The organism is Paracoccus saliphilus (assembly GCF_028553805.1).
GTDB classification, from domain to species: Bacteria; Pseudomonadota; Alphaproteobacteria; order Rhodobacterales; family Rhodobacteraceae; genus Paracoccus; species Paracoccus saliphilus.
Genome location: NZ_CP067141.1, coordinates 1 through 18361 on the forward strand (window position 1 = coordinate 1; position 18361 = coordinate 18361).

An 18361-nucleotide genomic window follows, 5' to 3' on the forward strand; every position below is an offset into this window, starting at 1 on the left:
ATGCGGCAGAAGACTCGCATCGACAAGCTGGTGGGCGACCATGCACTCGCGCTGTCCGAGCGCCTGCAGGCGCATAGGGCACAGCTTTTTCCACCTGACGCAAGGCGTGAATTGCGCAAGTTCACCAGCGGCGAGGTGGCGGATCTGCTTGGCGTCAAGGACGCCTATCTGCGCAAACTGGACCTTGAAGGCCGTGGCCCCAGCCCCGAGACGCGGGCGGGCGGGCGGCGCTATTATACTCCTGCCGATATCCAGGAATTGCGCAAGCTATTGGAAAAAGGCGCAAAATCTACCGGCACCTACCTTCCCGGACGGCGTGGCGAGGATCACCTGCAGGTCATCACGGTGATTAATTTCAAGGGCGGATCGGGCAAGACCACCACCGCCGCCCACCTGGCGCAGAAGCTGGCGCTGGACGGGTATCGTGTGCTCGGCATCGATCTCGACCCGCAGGCCAGCCTGTCCGCCCTGCACGGGTTCCAGCCGGAATTCGACCTGCTGGATGGCGGCACGCTCTACGATGCGATTCGCTACGAGGATCCGGTGCCGTTGCGCAACGTGATCCAGCGGACCTATTTCACGAATCTCGACCTGATTCCCGGCAATCTCGACCTGATGGAGTTCGAGCACGAGACCCCGCGCGCCATCATCGAACGCGCGGGTAACATCTTTTTCACCAGGATCGGCGACAAGCTGGGCGAGGTCGAGGACGATTACGACGTCGTTGTCATCGACTGCCCGCCACAGCTTGGATTCCTGACCATGTCCGCCCTGTCCGCCGCCACGGCCATCCTTGTCACCGTGCATCCGCAGATGCTCGACGTCATGTCGATGTGCCAGTTCCTGCTGATGACCTCGAATCTTCTCGGCGTGGTCTCCGAGGCCGGGGGGGACATGACCTATGACTGGATGCGCTATGTCATCACCCGCTACGAGCCCGGGGACGGGCCACAGAACCAGATGGTCAGCTTCATGCGCTCGATGTTCGGCGAGCATGTGCTGAACCATCCGGTGCTGAAATCCACGGCGATCTCGGATGCCGGGATCACCAAGCAGACGCTGTACGAGATCGAGAAATCACAATTCACCCGCGCCACCTATGAGCGCGCGATGGAGAGCCTGAACGCCGTGAATGGCGAGATCGAAGGGCTGATACAGGCGGCATGGGGCCGCTGAAGGGGGAAAGATGGCACGCAAGGACCTGCTGAAGGGATTGATGTCCGAGGGCGCCTCGGCCGCCAAGGACGAATCCCCTGCCCCGCCCCGCTACAGCCGTGGCGCGATCGGCGCTGTCAGCCGCTCCATCGCCGATCTGAAATCCCGCGCGCTGATCGAGGTGCCGGCGGACATGATCGACGATGCCGGTATCAAGGACCGGCTGGATGACGACCCCGAGGGGATCGAGGCGCTGAAGCAATCCATGGCGGAATATGGCCAGCAAGTGCCGGTCCTGCTGCGTCACAGCCCCAATTACGAGGGCCGCTACGAGGTGGTGTTCGGCCGCCGCCGGGTCCGCGCGCTGCGTGAATTGCAGATGCCGGTCAAGGCGATGCTGCGGCAGCTGAACGACCGCGAGCTGATCGTCGCGCAGGGGCAGGAAAACAGCGCCCGCAAGGATCTCAGCTTCATCGAGAAGGCCAATTTCGCCGCCCAGATGACCCGGGTCGGCTATGAGCGCAAGATCATCTGCGACGCCCTGTCAATCGACAAGACGGTGATCTCGCGGATGCTGACCGTCACCGACGCCATCCCCGAAGAGGTGATCCGCGCCATCGGGGCCGCGCCGTCGGCGGGGCGCGACCGCTGGCTTGCGCTGGCCGAAAAGGCCAAGGGGCGCGATGCGGATGCGCTGATCGAGGCCGCAAAGGGCCCGGATTCCGATGCGCGTTTCGTGGCCGTGCTGGCATCATTGGCTGCGCCGAAACCGGCCTCGGCGGCACCGCGCGCCTTGCAGGGGCAGGATGGCGTCAGCTTGGGGAGCGCGCGGAAAACAAAGGGAAAAACTGTGATCGAACTATCCGGCGAGGGCCGCGCCTTTGCCGATTGGCTAGTCGATCACATGACAGAGCTTCACCGCGACTGGCAAAAAAAGGAAGGCCGGGCGGGAAGATGAGGCAAATGAAGCAGCAAGGAGGCACGACACGGTAGAACCAAAAGAAAAGCCCCCCAGGACATACATCCCGAAGGGCCGTTTCTCGATCTAGCACCTCGAAGATAACGGCAAAAGTTGACAGCTGTCAACAACGTCCTTGTGGGCGAATGGTGGTTTTTACCCCAGTGACATGAAAATGAGGCATATTTCGATGACGCCTTTCGGGCGGCAGCCGGTGACGGCTGGCCTGCTCGCAACCCAGGCATTGGCCGAGGCCCCTGCCCCGGACCACGCGCCCGACAAATGGGCCGTGCTGCGCGACCTGACCACGGCACGCGCCGCATACGGCATCAGCGACCGCGATCTCGCGGTTCTGGCGGCGCTTCTGTCCTTCCATCCCGGCAAGGAGCTGGCAGATGACGACAAGCTGATCGTCTTTCCCTCGAATGCCAGCCTGTCAGACCGCGCGCATGGAATGGCCGAAAGCACCCTGCGGCGGCATCTGGCGGCGCTGGTGCGTGCCGGGCTGCTGCTGCGCCGCGACAGTCCGAATGGGAAGCGCTATGCCACCCGCGATCTTTCCGGTTCGCTGGACCGGGTATTCGGCTTTGATCTGCGGCCCTTGCTGACCCGATCCGCCGAGATCGCCTCGGCCGCGCAAGAGGCCCGTCATGTCGAATTCACGAAGCGCAGGTTGCGCGAAAGCGCCGTGATCCGGCTGCGCGACGCGGGCAAGCTGATCCAATGGGGCCGCGAACAGATCGCGGCGAATTGGGACGCGCTCTCGGATGGCTGCGCCTTGCTGCAACGCGCGCTTCGTCGCAAGCTGGACACTGGAAAATTGCGCGAACTGGCCGAACGGGCCCAACAGCTTCTGGATCAGGTCAAGGCCGTGATCGCACCTGAAACAGAAGAAATGAGCGGCAGTGACAGCGAAACCGAGCGGCACCATCAGAGTTCAGATAAAGAGATCCATGAATCTGAACCATGCGAAGAAAAGCAGGACAGACAGTCCGATCATCTCGCGAAGGACCCGCCGATTCCGCTTGGCGTGTTGTTGAAGGCGGCGCCGGATATCCTTGACTATGCTCCGGACGGAATCCGGACCTGGCGGGACCTGGTGGGGGTTTCCAATTTCGTCTATCCGATGCTCGGGATCAGCCCGGATGCCTGGCGGCAGGCGCAGGACAACATGGGTCACGAAATCGCGGCCATGACGCTAGCCTGCATGTTGCAACGCGCCGATACGATCATGCGACCGGGTGGTTATCTTCGCTCGCTGACAGCAAAGGCGGTCACAAGCGGATTCTCTCCCGGACCGATGGTGATGGCCTTGCTGCGAGCCGAAAATCGTCAGGCCCTGTGACCGCCTTGATCCGCCAGTCCGGGCAGGGACCTCGTGTTGACAGCTGTCAACAATCGGGGTGGGTGAGCGATCGTGAAAATGGCATCTCGAAGCGTTGTCGGGCCCGAATACCGGCAAGCCATATCGAGGCGTTATCCAGGTTATCAATCAAGCGGCTCGGATGCTGAAGCGAAGGGCAGGGCGTGTTGACAGCTGTCAACTTTGCAGCGCGGGCTTTGGTGAGTATCCGTTCGGAAAGCACCCTTACAAGAGTGGAAAGCAGGGGCTGCACTCCAGCGAGGCACGGACATTCACGCTTCGGGACGCGGGAATCAGTAAAAATCATTATAATTCAATAATATCTCTGCGTATGATCATTGAAATCGGCGTGCATATCGCTCAAATCCCCATCGCTGCCAGCATTGGCCCCCCGAACAGCACCGCGACCCCGAGGATCAGGAACAGTGCGGTCCGCATGACTCGTCTTTCCCCGATCAGCCCATGCGAAATCAACCCGCAACCGATGCCGATCTGGACCGCCGCCAACAGCGCAGCCCCCGGAGTTCCGGCCAGTTCGATCAGCGCCGGATGCGCGATCATCGCCAGCGGGATCAGGTAAAGGCCAACCCCCAGCGCCATGGCCGTCAGCGCGACCTTGATCCAGTTCTCGCCGATCATGCCCGCCGCGATGAAGACCGCGCCGCAGACCGGCGGCGTGATGGTCGACAGCAGCGCGAACCAGAAGACGAACAGATGCGCCTGAAGCGGTGTCAGGCCAAGCTGGGTCAGGGCAGGGCCCGCGACGGACACGCAGATGACATAGGCGGCGGTGGTCGGCACCTCCATCCCCAGCACCAGGCAGGCAAGTGCCGTCAGCAGCAGCGACGGCCACAGCATCCCGCCCGAGACCGACAGGATCAGCGAGGTGATCTTGACCCCCAAGCCGGTCACGGCCAGAACACCGATGATGATCGAAGCACACAGGATGATGGCCGCAATCATCGAGACCTGCCGGGCTGCGGTGATCAGGGCTTCGCTTATCCGCCCCTTGGCCCGGTGCAGGTCGATCCGTCCATCCGCACCCGCCAGCAGCAGAACGGCGGCTACCATGATCGACAGGCAGGCCGAGAATTGCGGCGTGTAGCCCATGCCGAACATGGCCACCATCAGCACGGTGAAGGGGACCAGGAAGAAGGCCGAGGTAATGGCGACAATGCGCGGCGCAGGGCGATCTTTGGCGTCGATGCCACGCAGATCGAAGCGCCGGGCATAGGCGTCGATGCCGATCCAGACCACGAGGAAATACGAAAACGCGGGCAGGGCGGCAGCCAGCACGATGCCGGTATAGGGCACCCCGGTCAGTTCGACCATGACGAAAGCCCCGGCCCCCATCAGTGGCGGCATGATCTGTCCGCCCGACGAGGCGACGGCCTCGACCGCCGCGGCGATGCGGCGCGGATATCCCAACCGGACCATCGCGGGCATGGTCACGGCCCCGGTCGAGGCGACATTGGCCGAGGCCGATCCCGAGATCGAGCCGAACAGGGCAGAGGCCAGCACGCTGACCTTGGCCGCCCCTCCGCGCAGGCGACCGGCTGCCGCGGCCGAGAGGTTCATGAACCCCTGTCCGGCCTCGCCCGCGTTCAGCACCGCGCCGAAGATCACGAAGATGGCGACGACGCCCACCGATACCCCGGTCAGGGTGCCCCAGATGCCGCCCTCGGCCAGGGTCAGCGTGCCCATCAGGCTGGCATGGGGCAGGGGGGCATGGCCGAACTCGCCGGGGATCAGGTGGCCCCAGAACGCATATGCCAGCGACAGCGCCGCCACGATCGGCAGCGGCCAGCCAATGGCCCGCCGTGCCGCCTCAAGAACCGAGATCAACAGCACGGCACCGGTGGCATATTGGAACCCGCTCTCGACAAAGCCGTATTGATCGGACAGCGCATCGGCGTTCCACGCCACCCAAACCGAGGCGGCGACCCCAAGCGCGCCCAACACCCATCCGCTGAGCCGCGACACCAGCGAATGGCTGTCGGTGAAAAGGAATATCCAGGGCAGGATCAGTGCCATATGCAGCGGGCGGGCGACAAGGTTGGGCGTCAGCCCGTAAAAGATCAGCCCAAGATGGTAAAACACCAGCAGCGCCGCCGCGATCAGCGCCAGCGGCCGGGCAGGGGGGCTGGCCGTGTCGGCGGTAGAGGGCATCTCGATCGGAGCAGAAACGGATTTCATCGGCGGAACCATGCAAAAGGGCTGCGGGTCAGTTCAAAGGCTCGGGGATCGTTCGTCCAAAAGACCGCAAGCAACCGGCACTCCCGCTCTTTCTTCTTCATGCAAATATCCTCTGGGGGTCGCCGGCAGGTCGCGCCACTGGTTCGAGAGACCAGCCGGCGACGGGGCGAAGCGCCCCCGGCCATCGCGGGACGCAGGTCCCCCTTACTCGCCGGTATCGACGCCCGCCTCTTCGTAATAGCGCGCTGCGCCGGGATGCAGCTCGCCGATACCGGCCACCTGTTCGGGGCTGACACCCGCCCACCAGGCGGCGGTTTCCGCCAGTTTCTCGCGGGTTTCCCAGAAATGTTTGGTCAGATCATAGGCGGTCTGTTCATCCATCGCCGTGGTGGTGAAGGCCACGACCGGCAGGCCGGTGGTGACGATCGGCTCAGCCTGTCCGGGATAGGTTTCCGCGGGGATCTCGACACGGGCCTGGCCGGTTTCCTCGACCTGGGCCTCGCTCAGCGACAGGATGCGGACGCCGGTGCTGGCCGCCGCCTCGATGATATTCGGCGCGGGCCAGCTGCTGGCCGAGACGAAGGCGTCGATCTGGCCGTTCTTGAGCGCATCCCCGGCATTGGACAATTCGGCATCGGCGACGGTCACGTTGTTCTTCAACCCGAACAATTCGAGATATCTTTCCCCCTCGGTGGCGCTGAACGTGCCCTTGCCAAGCAGGATGCGGGTTCCTTCCAGCACCGACATGTCGGTCGGGCCCTCACTGCCGGTGACGACGAAATGCATGGTCAGCGAGGGGATCGGGAACAGCGCCCGGATGTCCGAGAATTTCGGATCGGCCTTGCCCTCGAACGGTCCGGCACCCTCCTTGGCCGAGGCGATCAGCGAAGGCGGCGAGGTGAAGATATAGTCGCCGCCCCGCGCACGCACCTCCATCACGTTCTGGACCGAGCCCTGGCTTTCCTCGACCGTCATGATCAGGGCTTCCTGCGAGGCGCTCTTGACGGCTTCGGCCAATTCGACCCCCATCTGGTAATAGGATGTGCCGGTCTTGGCGGATTTGAAAGTAAGCTGGGTCTGCGCCATTGCGGGCAGGGCCAGTCCTGCGCAGGACATGAGTGCCATGGCGGCGGCGATCAGGTTGCGGCGTTTCATCTGGGTCCTCCTCGGGTTTTGCGCCACAGTTTACGCGGACGCGCAATTATGCAACCCGAGTTTGCCGCCATCGGCAAGCATCCGATGGGTTTGACGATGACCGGATTTGACGGCGGCGCATTCGGATGGCTTATGGCATCAGCGAAAAGCCGGAGGAGCAGAGATGACGCGTGATACGACGATGGGGGCCCTGCTCGACCGCCTTGCCGATATGGCGGGAGGCGATCGGCGCGTGCTCGTGGCGCTGGCGGGCGCGCCGGGTGCGGGCAAGAGCCATGTGGCCGAGGCGCTGGTCGGTGAGCTGGAGGCACGGATGCCCGGACGGGCGGCGGTGCTGGCGATGGACGGCTATCATTTCGACGACATGCTGCTGGAGGCGCGCGGCCAGCGCGACCGCAAGGGCGCACCGCATACCTATGATGTCGATGGTTTCAGGGTCATGCTGGAACGGCTGGCGCTCGACGATGGCCGCCCGGTGGTGGTGCCGGTCTTCGACCGCTCCATTGAGATCGCCCGGGCGGGGGCGCAGGAAATCCCCCCGGGGGTACGGCTGATCATCGTCGAGGGGAATTACCTTCTGCTCGACCGGCCGGGCTGGTCGGATCTTGCCGGATGCTTTGACCTGTCGGTCTTCATCGACGTGGCCGAGGCGACATTGCGGGACCGCCTTGCCGCGCGTTGGGCGGGGATGGATGCGGATCTTGCCCGGCGCAAGATGGAGGGCAACGATCTGCCGAACATGCGTCTGGTGCTGGAACATGGCCGTTCGGCGGATCTGCGCCTTCCCAACGGCTGAGATGCGTCCCGCGATGGCCGGGGGCTGCCTGCCCCGTCGCCGGCAGGTCTCTCGAACCAGTGGCGCGACCTCCCGTCGACCCCCCGGGATATTTGCATGAAGAAGAACAGGGGGCGAGCAGGGAAAGCCGCGAATTTGTCGAGACGATGGAATGTCTTGACGGAGAATGTGGCAAAAATGGCAGGGCTCTGCCAATTCGCCGCGAAAGCGTTTACATTCGACTTTGGTTGTAGCAGATTTTTGCTTGAACTGGACTCGACCTGGTCGAGTGGCTCATCCGGGCGCCTATCCCCCGGGCAATTCCGAGCGGGTTCCTGTTGCCATGGGTTCTAGGGTCATGTGGTCGACAGCATTGGTGGCATCGCATGTGAATCTGTGCTCGCATCGAATGTGAACGCTTTGACATGAAAAAACGCGACTCCCTGTTTCGCCGGATCATACGCGAGAAATTCGAGGATCTGTTGTCGGACACGATCCGCAAGGGCTCCCTGGTGGTGGAGATGCCATCGGGGGATAGCTGTGCGGGTGGTGACGGTTCGGGGCGGCAGGTCCGGATCCGGATCACGAGCTGGAAAGCGCTCACGCGGATCGTGCTTTATCCGGATCTGGCGGTCGGCGAGGCCTATATGGATGGCGATCTGGTCATGCTCGATGGCGAGATGTATGACCTGCTCGACCTGATCTTCACCAATATGACCGTCGACGAACCGTCCGGGCTGTCAAGCCTCACCCGCCGCCTGGTGCGGCTGTTTGTCAGGCTCCTCGATTACAACTCCCCCACGCGCTCACGCCGCAATGTCGCCCATCACTACGATCTCGACCGGCGGCTCTATGACCTGTTCCTCGATAGCGACCGGCAATATTCCTGCGGCTATTTCGAAACCCCGGGCGACGGGCTGGAAGAGGCGCAACTGGCCAAGAAACGGCATCTGGCCGCCAAGATGAACCTGGAACCCGGTCAGCGGGTGCTGGATATCGGCTCGGGCTGGGGCGGGCTGGCGCTGTATCTTGCGCGGATGTACGATGCGAGCGTGCTGGGCGTCACCCTGTCCGACGAGCAGCTGGCGATCTCGAACGAGCGCGCCCGCGCGGAAAAGCGCGAGGGGCAGGTGGATTTCAAGCTGCGCGACTATCGCTCGCTGACCGGACGGTTCGACCGGATCGTCTCGGTGGGCATGTTCGAGCATGTCGGCAAGCGCAGCTATGGCGAGTTCTTCGCTAAGGTCCGGGACCTGCTGGAGGATGACGGCGTGGGGGTCCTGCACTATATCGGCCGGACCACCGCGCCCTATGTCACCAATGGCTGGGTCCGGAAATACATCTTCCCCGGCGGCTACCTGCCGTCGCTGTCCGAGGTGATGCCCGAGATCGAGCGCAACGGGTTGACGGTCACCGATGTCGAGGTGCTGCGGCTGCATTACGCCGACACGCTGCGGCATTGGCGCAAGCGCTTCATGGCCAATCGCATGCGGGCGGTCGAGCTTTACGACAAGCGTTTCGCGCGGATGTGGGAGTTCTACCTGGCCGGCGCGGAGACGGGTTTCCGCTACCAGGGGCTGGTTATCCATCAGATCCAGTTCGCGAAATCTGTCTCGGCGCTGCCGGTGACCCGCGATTACATGACCGAGAACGAGGAGGGTCTGCGCCAACGGGACCGGGTTTCGGAGCGCTCGCAGACGGCGGCGGGATGAGGGAACCTGCCCATCGCGGCGATCTCTCGCAAATGTGAGCGGTGAGATGGCACATATTGCGGTTTCGGTGCGTTGCCGGGCCGGATTTTCGATACTAGATTGATCTCATGGCATTCGGACGCAGAAATTTCCTTGCCGGCGCGCTTTTATCCGGCATCGCGGCCTGCGGGCCCAGCAAATTCAAATCCTATACCGGTCCAAGGGTCACCCGCGTCGTGGTGAACAAGGGCGCGCGGCAGATGTATCTGTTCAGCGGCAAGAGGGCGCTGAAGGTCTATCCCATCGGGTTGGGCACCTATCCGGTCGGAGACAAGGAATACGAGGGCGATGGCAAGACGCCTGAAGGTCTCTATTACATCGACCGCCGCAATCCCGAGAGCCGCTATCACCTGTCGATCGGCATTTCCTATCCCGATGAGCAGGACATCGCGCGGGCGGCCGAACAGGGCCTCCAGGTCGGCAGCGATATCTTCATCCACGGCCAGGGGCCGGAGGGGCGGGTTCTGGCGCAGCGCGAGCGCGACTGGACCGTCGGCTGCATCGCGGTGACCGATGAACAGGCCGAGGAGATCTATGCCATGGTCGAGGACGGCACCCCGATCTACATCACCCCCTGAAACATTCCCGGCGAGGCGCGGAAGCGCCGGGATTTGTCATGAATATTGCGTGAAGGACGCTTTCCGGGCGGAACCCGTTCCGGTTCGGGCCGTTTATGCTGCAAGCAAGTTCCGAACCGTGACATGAGGGCGTCAGATGAAACGCATCGCTCGCAATACAACCGCCATTGTAACCTGTCTCTCGATGCTGATGCCCCATCTGGTATGGGCGGAGGCTTCGGATGAAAAGGATTTCTCCCAAAGGCTCTCCCAGGAGTTGGAGCGAAAGCAGGAGCAGTCGGAGAAAGAGCTCAAGCGCAAGGCCGAGGAGAAGAAGAAGGCTGCGGAAGCGAAGCGTGAAGAGCGCAAGGAGCGGCAAGAGGCCAAGCGTGAGAAACGCAAGGAGGCGCAAGCCCGGAAGGCTCGCGAAGAGGACAAGAAGGCCGCGGAAGCGAAGCGTGAAGAACGCAAGGAGCGGCAGGAGGCCAAGCGCGAGAAGCGCAAGAAAGCGCAGGCCCGGAAGGCTCGCGAAGAGGACAAGAAGGCCGCGGAAGCGAAGCGCGAAGAGCGCAAGGAGCGGCAGGAGGCCAAGCGTGAGAAACGCAAGGAAGCGCAGGCCCGGAAGGCCCGCGAAGAGGACAAGAAGGCTGCCGAAAAGGCGCGTCAGCAAGAGCGGAAAGCCGCGGAAAAGCGCCGCGCTGAAAGGCGCGAGGCCGAAGAACGCCGCGCCGAGAAGCGGCGGACCCGGAGCGCGGCTGCACGGGAGGCCGCCGAGGCGGCGCGTGCGCCCGAGGCCGCCGCTCTGCACAGCCTGCTCGGTTCGGGGTCGGGCGATGTCATCCGGCAGGTGATTACCGATGGGAATTCACGCTCGTCCGACGAGGATTTCGCCACCAGCCTGCGCGATGCGATGTCGGGGGACCGGAACAAGCGGCGCGAAAACGAGTCCCGCTGGCGGAAAGAGGAGCGCAAGAGGCAGGAAGCCCGCGACGATGACGACGACGACAACGATCTGACCAAGGCGCTGCTTCTGGGGCTTGGTGCGCTCGCGGTGGGCTCGATGCTGAACAATAACCGCCAGGTCGCGCTCAGCTCGCCCGACCGGGTGGTGACGACGCGCCCGGATGGCAGCCAGGAAATCGTCCGGGACGATGTGGCGCTGCTGCGCCAGCCCGGTTCGAATGTCGAGACCGAGCGTTTCGATGACGGGTCCTCGCGGACGGTGGTGACACGGGCCGATGGCAGCAAGGTCGTCACCATTCGCGACGCCAACATGCAGATCCTGCGCCGCACGCTGATCTCGCCGGATGGCCGCACGAGCCGGCTGATCGACGATACGGAAGATGTCCGGCCCGTCGATATCGACAGCCTTCCGGAACCGGCCCCGGTCACGGAACTCGGCAATTCCATGGATGAAGAGGCGCTGCGCGCGGCGCTGAACCGCGAGGCCAATATCGACCGTCGCTTCACGCTCGGCCAGATCCGCAACATCCCCGAGGTGCGCTCGCTAGTCGCGACGGTGGATATCCCGGCGATCACCTTCGATACCGGTTCGGCGGCGATCCCGCCCGGCCAGGCAGAACATCTTTCGGCCCTGGGACGGGTGATGGAGGATCGAATCCGCGAGAACCCGCGCGAGATGTACATGGTCGAGGGATATACCGACACGGTCGGGGATTCGGCGATGAATCTCGCGCTGTCGGACCGGCGGGCGGAATCCGTGGCGCTGGCGCTGACCGAGTATTTCGATGTGCCGCCCGAGAACCTGGTGGTTCAGGGCTATGGCGAAGAATTCCTGAAAACCGGGGAGGCGGGGGATGTCCGCGCCAATCGCCGAAGCTCGGTCCGCCGGATCACCGACCTGCTGCAGACCGCGTCTTCGGAATAGGGTAACGTTCTCTGCGCGGCGTCTTCCCGGTTGAAATACCTTCGGTGCGCGCCGCCCCGCCGTAACAGCGGGGCGGCGCCGTTACATCGAAGCCGGAAGCCAGAGGGCGATGGCCGGGAACAGGATGATCAATAGCAGCCTGATGATATCGGCTCCAAGAAACGGCATGATACCGTGGAAGATTGTACCGAGCGGGATATCCTTACGGACGCCGTGCATCACGAAGACATTGATCCCGATGGGCGGTGTAATCATGCCGATCTCGATCACCACGATCATGACGATCCCCCACCAGATCGGATCATAGCCAAGCCCCTCGGTCACCAGCGGGAACACGAATGGCAGTGTGATGACCATCGCCGCGATCGAGTCGAAGATCGCCCCAAGAGCGATATACATCGCCGCGAGCAACAGGATGACCGCGAGTGGCGCGAGGCCCAGGGAAATGACCGCATCGACCAGGGCCGAGGGCATATGCGTCAGGGTGACGAAATTCGAGAAGATATGCGCGCCGATGAGGATCACATAGAGCATCCCGACGCTATGCGCGGTCTCGGCCACGACGCGCTTGAGATCCGCGAGGTTCAGCTTGCCCCTCGCCCATGCGAAGAGGAATGTCACCAGCACGCCCGCCGCCGCTGCCTCGGTGACGGTGAAGATTCCGCCATAGAGGCCGACGGTCATGATCAGGATGACCAGGATGATCCCCCAGGTGGACAGCGCGACCCGGCCTGCCTCTGCCCAGCTCGACCGCTCGCCGGCGGGCGCGAGGGAGGGTTTCCTGCGGACCAGCAGGTAGATCGCGAGCCCGTAGATGCCGATGGTCAGAAGCCCCGGAAGGATACCGGCGATGAACAGGTCAACGACGAATTGCTCGGTCAGGAAGGCATAGATCAGCATGATCGACGAGGGCGGGATCAGCGAGCCCAGGGTGCCGCCCGCCGCGATGCAGCCGGTGCCGAGGCTGCGCGAATAGTTGCGGCTCTCCATTTCCGGCAGGGCGATCCGCGCCATGGTGGCGGTGGTCGCGATGGATGAGCCGCAGGCGGCGCCGAATCCGCCGCAGCCCGCGATGGTCGCCATGGCCAGCCCGCCCTTGCGATGCCCGATCAGGGCATTGGCGAGACGGTAGAGATCGCCCGCCAATCCGGATATCCCGGCAAGCGAGCCCATCAGCAGGAACATCGGGATGATGATCAGTTCCGGGCTGGCGATGGCGCCCGCGGTCTCGGTACCGAACATGGCGATCCCGGCCGAGATATTGCCGGTCAGGAAGGAAAAGCCCACGACCCCCGCCAGGGCCATCGCGATTCCGATAGGCACATGAAGGGCGATGAGAAGGAGCATGCCGAGAAAGCCGAGCATGCCGATCGTGATGGGATCCATGGTCTGTTCCTATATGCCTTCTTCGAGTTCGGGATGCTCGTCTTCCAGTGGCTGGCCCCTGCGCATATTCGCGAATGTCTCGGCGGTGACGAGGCACTGGATGGGCAGGCAGAGAACCAGCAGCAGGCTGGTCAGCAGCCAGAACGGCCAGGTCGGTATGCCCAACAGCCAGGTGACCTGCTGGTTGGCAAACATTTCCCAGCTATAGACGGCCACCCGCCAGGTCACCCCCAGGATGAAGAGCAGGACGGCAACCTGGCCCAGAAGCTCGACGGCCTGGCCGGGGCGGGGTGGCAGGGCGCGGCCGAGAAAGCGGATGGTGATGTTCTGCCGGGCAGCGAGGGCCACCGGCAGGCAGGAGGCGACGATCGGCGGGGTGACGATCTCGATCAGGTCGCTGAACCCGTAGATCGGGCTGTTGAAAACCGTGCGCATGACGACATCGGCAATCGTCGCGACTGACAGCGCCAACAGTCCGACAAGCCCGATGGCCGCGATCAGCTCGCTGCGCGCCAGCCATCTGGTGATGAGCGATGTGGATTGCATCTTTCCGTCTTTCGATAGCTGAACCAGACAGGGGCCCCCGCTGTCCGGGGGCCATGCGCATCAATTCGCGTCGCTGCGGACCTCTTCGATCGCGCTGACGGCTTCCTCGTAGAGATTGGCGCCATCCGCGTTGGGCTGGTCCCATTCCTCGCGCACCGGCGCCAGCAATTCCCGCGCCTCTTCGATCTGGGCCTCGGACCATTCATGAACGGTCTGGTTGCCGTCCTCCCTGATCTTGGCCATGCTTTCTTCCTGCTGCTTGTCCAGGCCTTCGCCCAGAACGCGGGTGAACCATTCGCCGGAATAGGTGTCGAAGGCCTCTTTCGCCTTGGGCGGAAGCTTTTCATAGGTGTCGCGGCGGATCGGGAAGATGACCGCGACCGAACCCAGTTTCAGATCCCACAGGTGATGGGTCGCCGCATCCGAGATCCGGAAGTTGTAGAGGTTGCCGGGGGCCATCATGGTGCCGCCGATCAACCCGCGCGAGATGTTCTCGGCGATCTGCGGGGCGGGGATATTGCCGACCGGGGCGGCGCCGAGCAGATTGGCCATTTCCGTCTGGATCGGTCCGCCGACCCGCAGCCGCTGGCCGTTCAGATCCTCGAGCGAGGTGATCGGATCGGTCGAGGACAGGCCATATGGTCCGGTCATGATGATGCCGACCAGCATCAGCTCCTCGAAATCCGAGACCAGCCCCTTCTCATAGAGCTTGTAGGCGGCCAGTCCCGCCTCGACATTGGATTCGGCGAGGAAGGGAAGTTCGAAGACCGACAATTCGGGGAACCGGCCGGGCGTGTAGGAGGTCACCACCTCGGCGATATCGACAATGCCGTTCTCGACCATGGAAAGTTGCTGGGGCGGGCTTTTTCCCAGGGTTCCGCCGGGAAAATGCTCGATCTTCAGCGTCCCTTCCGAGGCTTCCTCGACCGCCTCGATGAAGGCGGGAACGCTGATGCGGTTATTCGCGCTCATGGGCGAGAACGCACTCGCGAATCGCAATGTCACCTGCTCTTGCGCGGCGCCCGGTTGCCCGGTTCCGGCATTCAGCAGCAGGCCGAGCCCGGCCGCCAGAGTGAGGTTTCTCAAAAGCTTAGCCATCGTGACGTTCTCCCTGTTCTTGTGCTGCCGAGATATGTGGGCAGTGTGAGCGTAGAAGTTTCGCGATCTTCGAGTCGCCGCGTCAGTCGTTGACAAGTCTATGCAGGTATATACAATTAATGCAACGGTAATCTTTGGGCAGGTTTGGAATTTGATTGTGGATCAGTTGAAGAAGCAGGCGCAGACCCCGATCAGTCAGCAGATCAAGGAGTTCATCCTTGAAGAGATCGAGTCCGGGACGCTGGCGGTGGGGGACAAGGTGCCGTCAGAGGCGCAACTGGCCACGAAATTCTCTGCCTCGCGCATGACCGTGAACCGTGCGGTCAAGGAATTGACGGTCGAGGGCCGGTTGAACCGGGTGCAGGGGCTGGGAACTTTCGTGGCGGAGTACAAGCCGCTGGCCCCGCTGATCGAGATCCGCAGCATCGCGCAGGATATCGCGTTGCGTGGCGGGGTGCATTCCTGTGTTCCGATCGATATCAGCGAGGGAATGATCGGCGATGACGAGGCGGAACGGTTGGGCCTGCCGCTTCGGGCGCGGGTCTATCAGCTACAGGCGGTGCATAAATGCGACGGCGTGCCGATCCAGCTCGAGAACAGGGTGGTGAACCCGGCTTTCTCCCCGGATTTCCTCGAGCAGGATTTCAGCAAGGCGACCGCGTCGGACTACCTTCTGAAGAACGTGAATTTCACCGAGGTCGAGCACAAGGTCGACGCGATCCGGCCGACCGCGGAAATGAGCCGGCTGCTCGAGATCGGCGAAAGCGATCCCTGCCTGCGCCTGGTGCGCCGGACATGGTCGGGGAACAGGCTGATCACCTATGTCCAGCTTGTCCATCCCGGCGAGTCCTTCCGCTTGGGCGGCCGGTTCCAGGGGCCCGGAATCGCACGGGAAATCGCGTGATGATCGCCTGCACCCGCATGTATGACGTCACCCCTACCGTGGCCGGGCTGTGGCGAGAGCTGATCACCCGGATATCGGCGCAGGCCGGTCACCCGTTGGAGGTGGTGGATTATCCTGCCCCCGCGCCGCTGGATGAATTGTGGAACCGGGCGGATCTGGGGGCGGTGTTCATGTGCGGCTGGCCGTTCCGGAAAAGATCGCCGGGACCGCAGATCGTCGCCGCGCCGGTGCCGGTTGACCGCGATTGCAGCGGACCGAGCTATTGCACCGACATGGTGGTCGATGCCGCCAGCCCCTACCACAGGCTCGAGGATACGTTCGGAGGCCGGATTGCCTGGACGGATGCGGGGTCGCAATCGGGGTTCAACGCGCCCCGGCGGATGCTCTTGAAGTTCAGCAGGGATGGCGCGCCTCTCTATCGTGAAAGCCTCGGGCCGCTGGTCACGCCGCGGGCCTCGCTGCGTTCGGTCCTGGAGGGGAAGGCCGATATCGCCCCGCTGGACAGCTATTTCCATGCCCTGCTCAGGCGCCACGAACCGGAGACCGCGCAACGGTTGCGGATCGTCGCCAGAACCGAACCGACGCCGATCCCTCTTCTCATCGCCTCCAGGGAGATCGATCCGAAGATCGTCGAGGCGCTTGGCCGGGCATTCGAGAATGCTGCCGCCGATCCCGTCCTGCGCCCACTTCTGGAAGATCTCTGCCTGTCCGGTTTCGCCCGTATCCCCGATCCCGAACGCTATGGCATCACCGAAGAATGGGATCGCGAAGCGCTTGCGGCGGGCTATCCGGTGCCCAGCTGAAAGGCCCGGCGATGCCCTTCGCCGAGCTAGCCCTTTCTTCTTCATACAAATATCCTCTGGGGTCGGCGGCGGGTGCGCCACTGGTTCGAGAACCAGCCGGCGACGGGGTGTGAACCCCCCCAGCCATCGCGGGACGCAGCCCGCGCTAGCCGCTGCCGCGGCAGAAGCAGGCGCTGGTCACGGCAACATCCGCACGCGCCTCGGCAATGGCGAGTTTCTGCGCGATCATCGCCTGCCCGCTGCGATCCCCCTTGTGCTCGAGACATTCCAGAAGCCCGCGCAGGGCCCAGATATTGTCCGGATGCCGGGTGCAGCGGGCGATCTGGTCGTCGAGCCCGAGATCGGCGCGATAGGCTTCTTCGGCTTGCGCGAAATGCCCCTGCTCGGCCAGAAGCGCGCCAAGCGCGTGGCGGGGCGGATGCATCCAGGCCCAGGGCTCTGTATAGGTCAGGTTGTCGTCGCGTTCGACGGCCAGGCGCAGGGCGCGGAAGGCCCGGTCGTAATTGCCCTTGCGATATTCCAGCTCGCCTTCCAGCATCGCCTCGCCGACGGCCAGCATCTCGGTCACCGGGTTGCTGAGGAAAACCGCCTCGCCGGGGATATTCGCGAGGATGTCGTGAAAACGGCGCTGCGCCATTTCGGCCTCATCGACATTGCCCAGGGCGGAATGGGCCACCCCCTTGCCGTAGGCATCCATCGCCGCGCGGATCGGGGTGCGTTCGGCGTCATGCACCTGCTCGGCGGCGATCAGGTCGGACCAGCGGCCAAAGCGGACCAGGACATGCACGCGCATCGCCGAATAGCCGTCGAGGATCGCGGCCATGAAGGGAAAGCTTTCGGCGATCAGTTCCGGGGTGGCCGTCCCGCAGATCCGGTCCGCGGCATAAAGGGCGCTGCGATACTGGCCCAGCATCATGGCCGCGAACATGTAGAGATGCAGGTCGTGGCAGCGGGCGGTGGTATAGAAGTTCCGCGCCCCGCGTTCGGCGAGATATTTGTCATCCCTCGCGACAGCGCGTTTGCTGACGGCGAGGGATTGGGCATAGTCGCCGCATTGCACATAGATATGCGCCGGCATGTGGTGGAAATGCCCCTCGTCCTGCGCCAGGTCCCGCAGGGTATCGGCGGCCAGCAGTGCCTTTTCGGGCTCCTGCGACATTTCCATCGCGTGCAGATACATGTGGATGATGCCGGGATGGGGCGTGGCCCCGGGGGCGGTCATGCCGCGCATGGCCCGGTCCAGCACCTCGACCGCTTCGACGATATCCGAGCCCGGAAGGGGTGCGCCCGTCCGGATATTCCACAGCTTGCGGGGCGTGCGGGTCACGGCGGCCTCGACGAACAGCGCGGCGATGTCGAGATCATCGGGAAAGGCGCGATGGGCCGCGCGCATCCGGTCGGTGAAATCGTCATGCCAGCGGTTGAGTTCGGCCAGCGGCGCCGGTTCGGCCTGCGGATAGCGGCACGGGATCGCCTCGATCAGCGCCTTTTCCTGCGGCGACACCCCTGCGCTTGCCGCGACGGCCCGCGCTGCGGCGTCATGGCAGACGGGCAGGGCTTCGGCGATCTCGGATCGCGTGAAGCGGATCCATGGCCGATTGTAGAACGGACCACTGGCATAGGCGATGCCCCACCACGCCATCGCGCAATGGGGGTCATGCTTCAGGGCCTCGCGGAAGCAGAGAACCGCCTCTTCATGGTTGTAGCCATAGGTCCAGGCCAGGCCCCGGTCGAACCATGTCCGGGCCTGCGGCGAAGAGGTGGTGACAGGTCTGCGCCAGTCATTCAGATCGAAACGGTAACCCTGTGACATCGCGGTTCCTGTT

Annotated in this window: 15 protein-coding genes and 1 other annotated feature; of the genes, 9 read left to right on the forward strand and 6 right to left on the reverse strand. The window is 63.5% G+C overall.

The window, feature by feature from the left end:
- From repA to repC, 3 genes are all read left to right on the forward strand, one after another.
- A complete protein-coding gene (gene repA / locus JHX88_RS21025) occupies nt 1-1176 on the forward strand; it encodes a plasmid partitioning protein RepA (protein ID WP_076526813.1) in 1176 nt (391 codons plus the stop codon).
- A gap of 10 nt (nt 1177-1186) precedes the next feature.
- A complete protein-coding gene (repB, locus tag JHX88_RS21030; RefSeq protein ID WP_076526814.1) occupies nt 1187-2113 on the forward strand; it encodes a plasmid partitioning protein RepB in 927 nt (308 codons plus the stop codon).
- Nucleotides 2114-2288: 175 nt separating this feature from the next.
- Nucleotides 2289-3458, forward strand: coding sequence for a plasmid replication protein RepC (repC, locus tag JHX88_RS21035; protein WP_272848310.1), 1170 nt, complete (start codon nt 2289-2291; stop codon nt 3456-3458).
- Nucleotides 3459-3836: 378 nt separating this feature from the next.
- Here the strand turns inward: repC and JHX88_RS21040 are convergent, their stop codons facing one another.
- Both JHX88_RS21040 and JHX88_RS21045 read right to left on the reverse strand, forming a co-directional pair.
- Complete coding sequence (locus JHX88_RS21040; protein ID WP_076526940.1) at nt 3837-5645, reverse strand: TRAP transporter permease; 1809 nt, start codon at nt 5643-5645, stop codon at nt 3837-3839.
- Nucleotides 5646-5876: 231 nt separating this feature from the next.
- The gene (locus JHX88_RS21045) at nt 5877-6827 is read right to left on the reverse strand and encodes a TAXI family TRAP transporter solute-binding subunit (RefSeq protein WP_076526816.1); all 951 of its coding nucleotides are present in this window, start codon (nt 6825-6827) and stop codon (nt 5877-5879) included.
- A 163-nt stretch (nt 6828-6990) separates the two neighbouring features.
- On the opposite strand from JHX88_RS21045, the gene JHX88_RS21050 reads away from it, so the two are divergent.
- The 4 genes from JHX88_RS21050 to JHX88_RS21065 all read left to right on the forward strand — a co-directional run bounded on the left by JHX88_RS21050 (nt 6991) and on the right by JHX88_RS21065 (nt 11798).
- Nucleotides 6991-7623, forward strand: coding sequence for a nucleoside/nucleotide kinase family protein (locus JHX88_RS21050; RefSeq protein ID WP_076526817.1), 633 nt, complete (start codon nt 6991-6993; stop codon nt 7621-7623).
- 248 nt (nt 7624-7871) lie between these two features.
- Nucleotides 7872-7925: a sequence feature (sul1 is cis-regulatory element that is thought to sense ions involved in sulfur or methionine metabolism; They are found in Alphaproteobacteria), on the forward strand.
- Nucleotides 7926-8027: 102 nt separating this feature from the next.
- Nucleotides 8028-9314, forward strand: a complete 1287-nt coding sequence (locus tag JHX88_RS21055) for an SAM-dependent methyltransferase (RefSeq protein WP_076526818.1) — start codon at nt 8028-8030, stop codon at nt 9312-9314.
- Nucleotides 9315-9421: 107 nt separating this feature from the next.
- Complete coding sequence (locus JHX88_RS21060; protein WP_076526819.1) at nt 9422-9931, forward strand: L,D-transpeptidase family protein; 510 nt, start codon at nt 9422-9424, stop codon at nt 9929-9931.
- A 136-nt stretch (nt 9932-10067) separates the two neighbouring features.
- Nucleotides 10068-11798 carry an OmpA family protein gene (locus tag JHX88_RS21065; RefSeq protein ID WP_076526820.1) on the forward strand — a complete coding sequence of 577 codons (1731 nt, stop codon included), beginning with the start codon at nt 10068-10070 and terminating at the stop codon, nt 11796-11798.
- Between the two features lie 81 nt (nt 11799-11879).
- Here the strand turns inward: JHX88_RS21065 and JHX88_RS21070 are convergent, their stop codons facing one another.
- The 3 genes from JHX88_RS21070 to JHX88_RS21080 are packed head-to-tail and all read right to left on the reverse strand — an operon-like array spanning nt 11880 to nt 14828.
- The gene (locus JHX88_RS21070; RefSeq protein WP_076526821.1) at nt 11880-13184 is read right to left on the reverse strand and encodes a TRAP transporter large permease; all 1305 of its coding nucleotides are present in this window, start codon (nt 13182-13184) and stop codon (nt 11880-11882) included.
- A gap of 9 nt (nt 13185-13193) precedes the next feature.
- The gene (locus JHX88_RS21075) at nt 13194-13730 is read right to left on the reverse strand and encodes a TRAP transporter small permease (protein WP_076526822.1); all 537 of its coding nucleotides are present in this window, start codon (nt 13728-13730) and stop codon (nt 13194-13196) included.
- Between the two features lie 60 nt (nt 13731-13790).
- Nucleotides 13791-14828, reverse strand: coding sequence for a TRAP transporter substrate-binding protein (locus tag JHX88_RS21080; RefSeq protein ID WP_076526823.1), 1038 nt, complete (start codon nt 14826-14828; stop codon nt 13791-13793).
- Nucleotides 14829-14985: 157 nt separating this feature from the next.
- On the opposite strand from JHX88_RS21080, the gene hutC reads away from it, so the two are divergent.
- On the forward strand, nt 14986-15732 hold the full coding sequence (gene hutC / locus JHX88_RS21085; RefSeq protein ID WP_176011459.1) for a histidine utilization repressor: 747 nt from the start codon (nt 14986-14988) through the stop codon (nt 15730-15732).
- Nucleotides 15732-16535 (forward strand): phosphate/phosphite/phosphonate ABC transporter substrate-binding protein, encoded by an 804-nt coding sequence (locus JHX88_RS21090; RefSeq protein WP_076526824.1) that lies wholly within the window; start codon nt 15732-15734, stop codon nt 16533-16535. The genes hutC and JHX88_RS21090 overlap by 1 nt, the downstream gene beginning before the upstream one ends.
- A 145-nt stretch (nt 16536-16680) precedes the next feature.
- Here the strand turns inward: JHX88_RS21090 and JHX88_RS21095 are convergent, their stop codons facing one another.
- Nucleotides 16681-18348 carry a tetratricopeptide repeat protein gene (locus tag JHX88_RS21095; RefSeq protein WP_076526825.1) on the reverse strand — a complete coding sequence of 556 codons (1668 nt, stop codon included), beginning with the start codon at nt 18346-18348 and terminating at the stop codon, nt 16681-16683.
- Between the last annotated feature and the right edge of the window lie 13 nt (nt 18349-18361).

Bases quoted from the DNA above. Each gene is read 5' to 3' on its own strand.
- JHX88_RS21065 (WP_076526820.1), top strand. From the start codon at position 10,068: ATGAAACGCATCGCTCGCAATACAACCGCCATTGTAACCTGTCTCTCG.
- JHX88_RS21055 (WP_076526818.1), top strand. From the start codon at position 8,028: ATGAAAAAACGCGACTCCCTGTTTCGCCGGATCATACGCGAGAAATTC.
- JHX88_RS21060 (WP_076526819.1), top strand. From the start codon at position 9,422: ATGGCATTCGGACGCAGAAATTTCCTTGCCGGCGCGCTTTTATCCGGC.
- repB (WP_076526814.1), top strand. From the start codon at position 1,187: ATGGCACGCAAGGACCTGCTGAAGGGATTGATGTCCGAGGGCGCCTCG.
- JHX88_RS21095 (WP_076526825.1), bottom strand. From the start codon at position 18,348: ATGTCACAGGGTTACCGTTTCGATCTGAATGACTGGCGCAGACCTGTC.
- repC (WP_272848310.1), top strand. From the start codon at position 2,289: ATGAGGCATATTTCGATGACGCCTTTCGGGCGGCAGCCGGTGACGGCT.
- JHX88_RS21040 (WP_076526940.1), bottom strand. From the start codon at position 5,645: ATGCCCTCTACCGCCGACACGGCCAGCCCCCCTGCCCGGCCGCTGGCG.
- JHX88_RS21050 (WP_076526817.1), top strand. From the start codon at position 6,991: ATGACGCGTGATACGACGATGGGGGCCCTGCTCGACCGCCTTGCCGAT.
- JHX88_RS21080 (WP_076526823.1), bottom strand. From the start codon at position 14,828: ATGGCTAAGCTTTTGAGAAACCTCACTCTGGCGGCCGGGCTCGGCCTG.
- JHX88_RS21070 (WP_076526821.1), bottom strand. From the start codon at position 13,184: ATGGATCCCATCACGATCGGCATGCTCGGCTTTCTCGGCATGCTCCTT.
- JHX88_RS21045 (WP_076526816.1), bottom strand. From the start codon at position 6,827: ATGAAACGCCGCAACCTGATCGCCGCCGCCATGGCACTCATGTCCTGC.
- JHX88_RS21090 (WP_076526824.1), top strand. From the start codon at position 15,732: ATGATCGCCTGCACCCGCATGTATGACGTCACCCCTACCGTGGCCGGG.
- JHX88_RS21075 (WP_076526822.1), bottom strand. From the start codon at position 13,730: ATGCAATCCACATCGCTCATCACCAGATGGCTGGCGCGCAGCGAGCTG.
- repA (WP_076526813.1), top strand. From the start codon at position 1: ATGCGGCAGAAGACTCGCATCGACAAGCTGGTGGGCGACCATGCACTC.